5 protein-coding genes are annotated in these 10,146 nt (G+C 31.1%); 4 read left to right on the forward strand and 1 reads right to left on the reverse strand.

Going from position 1 to position 10,146, the window contains the following annotated elements:
* Nucleotides 1-43 precede the first annotated feature (43 nt).
* Both Q8S45_RS10220 and Q8S45_RS10225 read left to right on the forward strand, forming a co-directional pair.
* Nucleotides 44-3,382, forward strand: coding sequence for an FG-GAP-like repeat-containing protein (locus Q8S45_RS10220; RefSeq protein ID WP_305604366.1), 3,339 nt, complete (start codon nt 44-46; stop codon nt 3,380-3,382).
* Complete coding sequence (locus Q8S45_RS10225; protein ID WP_305604368.1) at nt 3,375-6,644, forward strand: VCBS repeat-containing protein; 3,270 nt, start codon at nt 3,375-3,377, stop codon at nt 6,642-6,644. Before Q8S45_RS10220 ends, Q8S45_RS10225 begins: the two co-directional genes overlap by 8 nt.
* A gap of 66 nt (nt 6,645-6,710) precedes the next feature.
* Here Q8S45_RS10225 and Q8S45_RS10230 read toward each other — a convergent pair whose 3' ends face one another.
* Nucleotides 6,711-8,027 (reverse strand): dipeptidase, encoded by a 1,317-nt coding sequence (locus Q8S45_RS10230; protein ID WP_305604370.1) that lies wholly within the window; start codon nt 8,025-8,027, stop codon nt 6,711-6,713.
* 172 nt (nt 8,028-8,199) lie between these two features.
* On the opposite strand from Q8S45_RS10230, the gene Q8S45_RS10235 reads away from it, so the two are divergent.
* On the forward strand, nt 8,200-8,547 hold the full coding sequence (locus Q8S45_RS10235; RefSeq protein WP_305604372.1) for a hypothetical protein: 348 nt from the start codon (nt 8,200-8,202) through the stop codon (nt 8,545-8,547).
* A gap of 442 nt (nt 8,548-8,989) precedes the next feature.
* Nucleotides 8,990-10,146: HYR domain-containing protein (locus Q8S45_RS10240; RefSeq protein WP_305604373.1), on the forward strand; the 1,157-nt coding region annotated here is incomplete at its 3' end.

The raw sequence follows: 10,146 nt of genomic DNA on the forward strand, positions 1-10,146 counted from the left end.
GTAAAAAGAACAAATAATACAAATTAATTAGGCACAAACGCATATGATGTTAAGAAGTAAAAACATAAGATATTATATAATTATTGGAGGTTTGTTGTTGTTGCAATCTTGTAATAAAGCTACTAAAAATTCGGAGGATAAATTGTTTAAAAGCCTAAGTAGTGATGATACTGGGTTAGATTTTACAAATGAAGTAATGGACACTAAAGATCTTAATATTTTTTCATATCGTAATTTTTACAATGGTGCAGGTGTGGGAATAGGAGATATAAATAATGATGGATTACCAGACATTTATATGGTTTCCAATTTGGGATCAAATAAATTATTTTTGAATGAAGGAAACTTAAAATTTAAAGATATTAGTGAAACTTCAGGTTCAAAAGGAACACATGCTTGGTCTACTGGAGTAGTTATGGTAGATGTAAATAATGATGGCTATCTTGATATTTATGTTTCAAATGCTGGAAATGTAAAAGGAGATAATAGGAAAAATGAATTATTTATTAATAATAGAGATTTAACATTTACAGAGCAAGCTGCAAAATATGGACTGGATGATGACGGTTTTACTACCCACGCTACATTTTTTGATTATGATGGTGATGGAGATTTAGATGTTTATATACTCAATAACAGTTTTATACCAGTTAACACATTAGAATATGCCAATCAAAGAAATTTACGAGATAAAGATTGGTTGTTACCAGAACTATTTAAAGGTGGTGGAGATAAATTACTTAAAAATGATAACGGCAAGTTTGTAGATGTTAGTGAAGAAGCAGGTATTTATGGAAGCTTAATTGGGTTTGGTTTAGGTGTTGTTGTTGGTGATGTTAATAATGATTTACTACCAGATATTTATGTTTGTAATGATTTTTATGAACGAGATTATCTATACATCAATCAAGGTAATGGAACTTTTAAAGATGAGGTAAAAGAATACATGGCCCATTTAACAATGTCTTCTATGGGCGCTGATATTGCAGATATTAATAACGATGGTTTGCAAGATATTTATGTAGCCGACATGTTACAAGAAGAAGATAAACGATTGAAGGAATTAGCTAATTTTGATAGTTATTTTGTGTATCAATTAAAGGTAAACAGAGATTTTCACCATCAATATATGCAAAATACGTTGCAACTTAATAATGGCAATAATACCTTTTCAGAAATTGGTTTTATGAGCAATACTGCTGAAACCGATTGGAGTTGGTCTCCCCTAATTTTTGATATGGATAACGATGGATACAAAGATATTTATGTTACCAATGGGTTATATCACGATTTAACAAATCAGGATTTTTTAGATTATTTTGCCAATAGTATTATTCAGAAAATGGCATTAACAGGTAAAAAAGAAGAGTTGGAAGCGGTCATAAGCAAAATGCCAAGTACCCCAATTATGAATTATGCCTTTAAAAATAATCAAAACTTAACGTTCACCAATATGGCCGAAAAATGGGGATTTTCAGATCTTACATTTTCTAATGGAGCATCATATGCAGATTTAGATAATGATGGCGATTTAGATTTAATTGTTAGTAATGTGAATCAAAAAATGTTAGCCTATGAAAACACATCAAATACAAAATCAAAGAATAGTTATTTAAAAGTAAAACTTTTTGGTACAGAAAAAAACAAGTTTGGTGTTGGAACAACAGTAAAATTATTTGTTAAGGGCAACATATTTACGCAAGAGTGTATGCCATCTAGAGGCTTTCAGTCTTCAGTAGATTATGTGTTAAATTTTGGATTAGGTAATTTTCAACAACTTGATTCTTTAAAAGTAGTATGGCCAAATAAAAATACTCAAACTATTAAAAATGTAGCCGTAAATAAAACAATAAATCTCAAAGTTACTGATGCAACAGAGGCTGAAGGTGTGAAGAGAAAAGAGGTAATAAAAACTTATTTTTCTGAAACAAATCAGCAGTTTGGGGGTCATGAAGAAGAAAATTATATCGATTTTAATGAAGAAGGTTTAGTGCCTTTTATGCTTTCAAAAGAAGGCCCGTCTGTTGCCGTTGGAGATATTAATGGCGATGGGCTAGAAGATCTTTTTATTGGTGGTGCAAAGCAACAATCTGCATCAATTTACATGCAAAATAAAGTAGGTAAATTTGTTATTTTAAAAAATAAGCAATTAGAAATTGATTCTTATTTCGAGGATACGGCAGCAGCTTTTTTTGATGCTGATGGTGATGGAGATCTTGATTTATATGTTGGTTCTGGTGGGAATGAAGTTAATTCTGGTGTCAATAAATTTAAAGATCGACTTTATATAAATGATGGGAAAGGGAATTTTTTACCAAGTACTTTTAACTTACCTACGGGTTCATACAACACATCGGTTATTGCGCCATGTGATTTTGATAAAGATGGTGATGTCGATTTATTTGTTGGAAATAGAAGTTTACCAGGCGTTTATGGGTTAAACCCACCACAATATTTACTTCAAAACAATGGAAAAGGAGATTTTAAAGATATTACAGATGCTTCGGCTTATAAAATAAAAAATATAGGGATGGTTACCGATGCTAAATGGCATGATTTCACAGGTAATGGGTTTAAAGATTTAGTGCTCGCAGGAGATTGGATGTCACCTTCAATTTTTAAAAATGATGGAACTAGTTTAAGTGTTTTTAAATCGAATTTAGATCAAATTTCGGGAGCTTTTAATTGCATAGAAGTTGCCGATTTAGATAACGATGGTGATGTAGATATTGTGCTAGGTAATCGAGGAAATAATTCGTTTTATAAAGCAAATGAGACTCAACCAGTTAAAATGTTTGTGAATGATTTTGATAATAATGGTTCTATAGAACAAGTATTAACCAGAATAATTAATGGAAAAGACATACCTGTAAGCTTGTATAACGAATTAGTTGAACAAATTCCTTCAATAAAAAATTTGAAACTGACCTTTGCAGATTACGCTACAAAATCTATTGATGAATTGTTTTCAAAAGAAATTTTAGAAAGCACAAGTGTTAAAACTATAAATACTTTTAATTCATTGGTGCTTATCAACACCAAAAATAATTTTGAAGTAAAACCTTTACCAGTAAGAGCTCAAATGTCAACAATCAATAACATTCTTGTTTTTGATGTGAATAAAGATGGAAAATTAGATATAATTACTTCAGGAAATAATTTTGGATACAAAACACAATTTACCCGACAAGATGCAAGTTATGGCGATGTCTATTTTGGAGATGGCAAAGGTGGTTTTAGTTGGCAACCGCATAACAAAACAGGATTTTTTGTAAAGGGTCAAATTAGAGGAATGAAACTTATTAATAAAGAAAAAGGAACAAAATATTTGATTACAGCACCAAATAATGACATTCCAAAACTATTTAAATACAATGATTAGAAGATTTCTTTTCTTAGTACTATTAACAATAATTGGTTGCAATTCTGAAGCAGAAAAAAACCTATTTACTGAAGTTTCCAGTGGTGATTCTAACATTGAATTCATAAATAAATTGGAAAACACTAAAGAACTAAATGCATTAGATTATATGTATTTTTATGATGGAGGAGGTGTTTCTGTTGGTGATATTAATAATGATGGATTGCCAGATATTTATTTCACTGCCAATATGGGTTCCAATAAATTATACCTTAATAAAGGCGACTTTAAATTTGAAGATATTACTGAAAAAGCAGGAGTTGCAGGAGAATCTGATTGGAATACAGGCACTGTTATGGTAGATATAAATGGCGATGGGCTTTTAGATATTTATGTGTGTGCGGTGGTTGGTATTTTAGGATTTGAGGGTCATAACGAGTTGTTTATAAATAATGGTGATTTAACTTTTTCAGAACAAGGAGCCACCTATAATTTAAACATAAAATCACACGCAAACAATGCTGCATTTTTTGATTACGACAAAGATGGTGATTTGGATATGTACTTATTAAATGAAGGCAAGCACAGTGCCGAGTCTTTTGGTCCTGCTTCAAATAGACTTGGAGTTAGTGAAAGTAATGGAGGAAGATTGTTGCGTAATGAAGATGGTAAATTCATAAATGTGAGCCAAAAGGCTGGTATTTATAGCGGGCCTAATGGGTATGGATTGGGTGTGGCAGTGGCCGATTTTAACAACGATGGCTGGGACGATTTTTATGTAAGTAACGATTTTCACGAAGACGATTATTATTACATTAACAACCAAGATGGCACTTTTACCGATCAATTAAAAATGCATTTTGGTAAAGTTAGTAGATATTCTATGGGGAACGACGTGGCCGATGTCAACCACGATGGGTATCCAGATATTATTACTTTAGATATGCTACCTGAAGAAGAAAAACATTTAAAATCGACACTTAACGACAATCAAATAAAGTATCATAAAATAAGAGAAAATTTAGGTTATTTTCCTCAATTTGCACGTAACATGCTTCAAATTAATCAAAAAGGAACCTATTTTATAGATATTGCCTTGTATAGTGGAGTAGAAGCAACCGATTGGAGTTGGGCACCATTATTAGCCGATTACAATCAAGATGGAGAGCTAGATTTGTTTGTTACCAACGGAATATATGGGCGTTTTAATGATCTTGATTATGCAAGAACTTTTACCGATGAGGCTATTAGCAAAAAAGTAAATACGTCAAAATTATTTGATCAAAAGGCATTGGATTTAATGGCTAAAGGAGCGGTTCATAATTATTTTTATAAAGGGAATTCTAATTTAAAATTTGAAGATAAATCTGGAATTTGGAGCAAAAAAACGCCAACTGAATCAAGTGGTGCAGCTTATGCTGATTTGGATAATGATGGTGATTTAGATTTAATTGTAAATAATTACAATGCAAAACCAACATTATTGAAAAATAATTCTAAAAACAACACCTATTTGAAACTTAGTTTCAAAACAGACACTAAAAACACGTTTGGATTGGGAACTAAGGTATTTGCTTATCATAAATCTAAATTTCAGTTCAGACAATTATATACCACAAGAGGATTTCAATCCTCTGTTGAACCCATAATTCATTTTGGTTTTTCTAATATTACGGCAATAGATTCACTTTTAATTATTTGGCCAGATAATACTTCTCAAACAATTAAAAATGTAAAAACAAATCAGACTTTGGTGTTGAAACCTGAGATGAATAGACAAAATATAGATTATGGAGAGCTATTTAAAAGTAACAAACCTTGGTTTAAAAAAGTTATTGATTCAAATTTCCTAGCTATTAGTCATATTGAAAATAATTTTTCAGAATTTGATATTCGACCATTAACACCGTATAAGGTTTCAACCCAAGGTCCAGCATTTGCAATGGCAGATATAAATAATGATGGAAAAATGGATTTGTTTATGGGTGGTTCAACTCGAATAAATGCTCAATTATTTACTCAAAATGATACAAACATCCTATTAAAGCAACCTTCCTATTTTGAAATTGACGCCATTTCTGAAGATGTAGATGCCACTTTTTTTGATGCTGATAACGATGGTGATCAAGATTTAATTGTGGTTTCTGGAGGCGGAGAGTTTAATAACAAATCGTTGCCTTTAAAAGATAGACTGTATATTAATAATGGAAAAGGTGCGTTTTCTAAGGCTGTAAACGCCTTACCTGAGTATTTTGAAAATGGATCTTTTGTAAGAACCAACGATTTTGATAACGATGGAGACATAGATTTGTTTATTGGGGGTAGATCATCGGCTTCAGGATTTGGTAAAATTCCATCATCTTATCTGTTAAAAAATAATGGAAAAGGGAAGTTCAGCCTCGTTAAAAGTGAATTGTCAGCCTCTCTGGGAATGTTAACAGATGCTATTTTTACCGATTTTGATAAAGATGGAATTGACGATTTAATTGTAGTTGGGGAATGGATGTCTCCTCAGTTTTTCAAAAATGAAAATGGAATATTTAAAAATGTTACCGATTTATTGGCTCAAAACAACAATACTGGTTTATGGCAATCAATTGCTCCTTTTGATATTGACGGAGATGGGGATCTCGATTATTTAGTTGGAAACTGGGGTTTAAACACCAAATTTAAGGCCTCAAAACAGTATCCATTAAAAATGTTTGTTGGAGATTTTAGTAAGAATGGAAAAGTAGAAACATTGGTGACTTTTGCTAAAAACAAGGTGTACTATAGTATTAATGATAAAGATGATTTAGATGCAGTTTTTGGAGAACCTTTTCAAAGTAAATTTAAAACCTATAAGGAATTTGCTGGCAATTCTTTCGATCAAGTTTTTGATAAAGCATTTATAAAAGATTCAGAATTAAGAACAGCAACCAACCTAAGTTCAGGTTATTTAGAGAACGATAAAGGTAAATTTATATTTAAATCTTTTATAAATATGCTGCAATGGGCTCCAATTACTTCCTTTTTAAAGCAAGATTTTGATAAAAATGGAAAAGAAGAAATGTTAATTGCAGGTAACTTTTTTGGAGCTCCACCATACAATGCTAAATTTGATGGTAATATTGGCTATATGATGTTGTCTGGAGGTGCTGTTTTAAACGGAATAGATCTGGGAATTAATTTTGGTAATAAAGAAATTAAGCATTTAAATAGTATAAAGGTTAAAAATAAAAATTACATTATAGCAACCGTTAACAACGGTAAAATGATGGTGTATGAAGTTTTAGCTAATTAATTAGTTTAAAATTTGCCAATTACAAAAGAGTTGCTGAGTTGTTAAAATATAATAAAGAGCTTAAATTTAAAGTTGTTTGGCTTGTATTTTTTGAGCAATTTGTTGTACTTTATCTAAAACTCTCAATAAATTTCCTCCCCATAATTTTTCAATTTCAGGTTCTGTATATCCTCTTTTTAACAATTCGATAGTTACATTTAAGGTCTCAGAAGCATCGTTCCAACCTTCTACACCACCTCCGCCATCAAAATCGGAACTAATACCAACATGGTCTATTCCAATTTTTTGAACCATGTAATCTATATGATTTACAAAGTCAGCCACGTTTACAGGTTCGGCGATGTTATGTATTTTAGCTAAGTGAGGTTTTGCTATTTTTTTGACTTCAGAATACTTCTCAAAATAAATTTCTTGAGCTTCTTTCTTCATTTTTTGAACTTCACTCCATGGAACAATTTTAAACTTTTTAGTAGCAGCTATTTCATTTAAAATAGACTTACTAGCTTCATTAAATTTTTTGCTTTTTTCTTCATTTACATAGCTATTAAATGCAACGGTTTGAACCACTCCACCATTTTTTTTAATCCATTCTAATTGCTCGTCGTCTAAATTTCGACTATGGTTACAAAGTGCTCTTGATGATGAGTGAGAAGCTATTAATGGTGCTTTTGTAAGCGCTATCATATCACGCATTGATTCTTTGGAAGGGTGAGAAACGTCGATCATCATTCCCCATTTATTCATTTCTTCAATCACTTTTTTTCCCAATTCACTTACACCGTTGTGTAACCAAATAGTATCTCGTTCACCGGTATTAGAATCACATAATTGACTATGACCATTATGAGAAAGTGACATATAACGAGCTCCTAAATCGTAAAACTCTTTCACTCTTTTAATATCTGTACCAATTGGATATCCATTTTCTACACCAATCATAGCTACTTTTTTACCCGATTTATAGATGGCTTTAGCTTCTTTGGAAGTTACCGCTAAACTAATATCATTTGGTGCAATTTCATTAGTAAGTTTATGAATGGCTTTAAATTTATCAATAGCTTCCTTATAAGCCTCATCGTATCCTTTTTTTGTTAATTCACCCTGACCAGTATAAACAATAAACCAAGAAACATCTAATCCGCCTTTTTTCATTTTTGGCAAATTTACCTGATTGTCTAATTCTTGGGTATAATTAATACTATCTGTAAATTGAGCAATGTCGATGTCGTTATGCGTGTCTATAACCATCACTCTTTCATGAATTTCCATAGCAATGGTTAATGAATCTTTTTTAACTGGAACTTCTTCTTTTTTGATTTGGGGCTCGTTTTTACAACTGGTTGCTATTAAAATTACTGAAAAGAAAACAACTTTAAATTTCATAGGTTTATCGTTTTAATTTTAAAAAGGTTAAAGTACAAAAATGAATGATACTACAAAAAATAAATAGTTTTGGTTAATTTGATAGTTTATAGGTGTTAATTAAGAAAATAAAAGAAACAATTTATGTAATTGTAGGATAATTTGTATAATTTTAAAGTTCAAAATAATTTATATGAGTATTTTTAAAAGAGCTGCAGTTTTAGTGTTTGTTATATTTATGGTACAAAGTTGTAACGTTTATAAAAAGCCTACGTCATTAGATCAGGCAAGCAGTAATAATAATGGTTATTATAAAGTTACCATGCAAAACGGTGATGAGTTTATTTATGAATCAATCGAAAAAAATAATGAAGTTTTTTATGGAATAAATAATGAATATGGAGAGAAAATTAAAACGAAACTTAATAGTCAAGACATAAAAAGTGTTCAAATTCAGAATAAAAATTCTTCTACCTTTTTTAAAATTTTTGGAATAGGAATTGTATTAACTTCAATTTTGGTTGCAATTTTTATGTTATAACATTAATTTTTCTGACCTATTTTTTGTTTTGTATTTTATATATTTTGTAATAGAAATAAAACAAAATTTCGATATTAAGTAATAAATTATTCTTTTTTGTTAGTTGATATAGCAATTTTTTAAAATGTAATATGTTAATTTTCAACACAAAATGGTTTTGTATTATTATTTTTTATATATTTGACTGTTAAAACCCCTAAAAATATGAAAAGAAACTTTACCTCCATAATTGTTATTTATTATGAAACTTAAATAACATTTTCCTTAATTAACTTTTATAAGTTTATTAAACATGCCCCAAGAGTTATCTTGAAACTACTATTGATTTTAGTATGTAAAAGCGACTGCAAATAGATGGATTTTTATCTACACTATTTTTTTAATTGAATGTAATTTTAGTACCCCATTAACCCCATTATATTAGTGATTTAATTTTAACGCTATGATTAAAAAACTACTTTATTTAAAATTTCGACTTAACCTGAACCTTTTCCTTTTATCTATTGGTTTATTGGGTGGTTTTTTTTGGTTTACAACTAATGAAAAAGACTTACCAAACCAGCACACCATAGTTGAAAATAATTTAACCTTTACAGAAGAAAATCACAAAGAACAAGATTGGATTTCTTCTCATTTATCTATACTTGAAGGGGGAACTATTTCATCTTTAAATACAGACTATTATTTAATTCCAAATAAAAGTAAAAATGTGGAGGCTTTAAAAGGGAATGTAGCATTTGCAATTTCTTGTCCAACACCTATTTTAGTTAACAATGACCCCGGACTTTGTGGAGCAGTTGTAACTTTTATAGAACCAACACCAAGTTCTGGGAATACGGTTAGTCAAGTTGCTGGGTTGCCTTCCGGAAGTATTTTTCCTGGATTAACTACAAATACATTTCATGAATTAGATGCAAGTTTGAACATTGTTAATACTTGTAGTTTTACAGTAACGGTAACGGATAATGAGAATCCAACAATTACTGCGCCAGCAAATGTTGCTGTAACGACAAATACAGCTTGTACTGCGACAGGTGTTGCTCTTGGTACGCCAACAACAGCAGATAATTGTGGAGTTGCCACAGTAACTAGCAATGCACCTGCAGCATTTCCATTAGGAACAACAACAGTAACTTGGACTGTAACTGATAATGCAGGAATACAAGCTACAGCTACTCAAACAGTAACGGTAACGGATAATATTCCACCAACTATTACAGCACCATCAGCTACAACAGGAACAACCAATGTTGCATGTACTTCAACAAATGTAGTTTTAGGAACTCCAATCACAGCAGATAATTGTGGAGTTGCCACAGTAACTAGCAATGCACCTGCAGCATTTCCATTAGGAACAACAACAGTAACTTGGACTGTAACTGATAATGCAGGATTACAAGCTACAGCAACGCAAACAGTAACAATAACAGATAATATTTCTCCAACCATAACTGCACTAGCAGCTACAACAGGAACAACCAATGTTGCATGTACTTCGACTAATGTTGTTTTAGGAACTCCAACCACCTCAGATAATTGTGGAGTTGCCACAGTAACTAGCAATGCTCCCGCAGCTTTTCCTTTGGGGTCAACAACAGT

Source organism: Lutibacter sp. (assembly GCF_030692605.1).
Classification (GTDB): Bacteria; Bacteroidota; Bacteroidia; order Flavobacteriales; family Flavobacteriaceae; genus Lutibacter.

Excerpts from the sequence above, each read along its gene's own strand:
- Q8S45_RS10225 (WP_305604368.1), top strand. The coding sequence starts at position 3,375 with ATGATTAGAAGATTTCTTTTCTTAGTACTATTAACAATAATTGGTTGC.
- Q8S45_RS10230 (WP_305604370.1), bottom strand. The coding sequence starts at position 8,027 with ATGAAATTTAAAGTTGTTTTCTTTTCAGTAATTTTAATAGCAACCAGT.
- Q8S45_RS10235 (WP_305604372.1), top strand. The coding sequence starts at position 8,200 with ATGAGTATTTTTAAAAGAGCTGCAGTTTTAGTGTTTGTTATATTTATG.
- Q8S45_RS10220 (WP_305604366.1), top strand. The coding sequence starts at position 44 with ATGATGTTAAGAAGTAAAAACATAAGATATTATATAATTATTGGAGGT.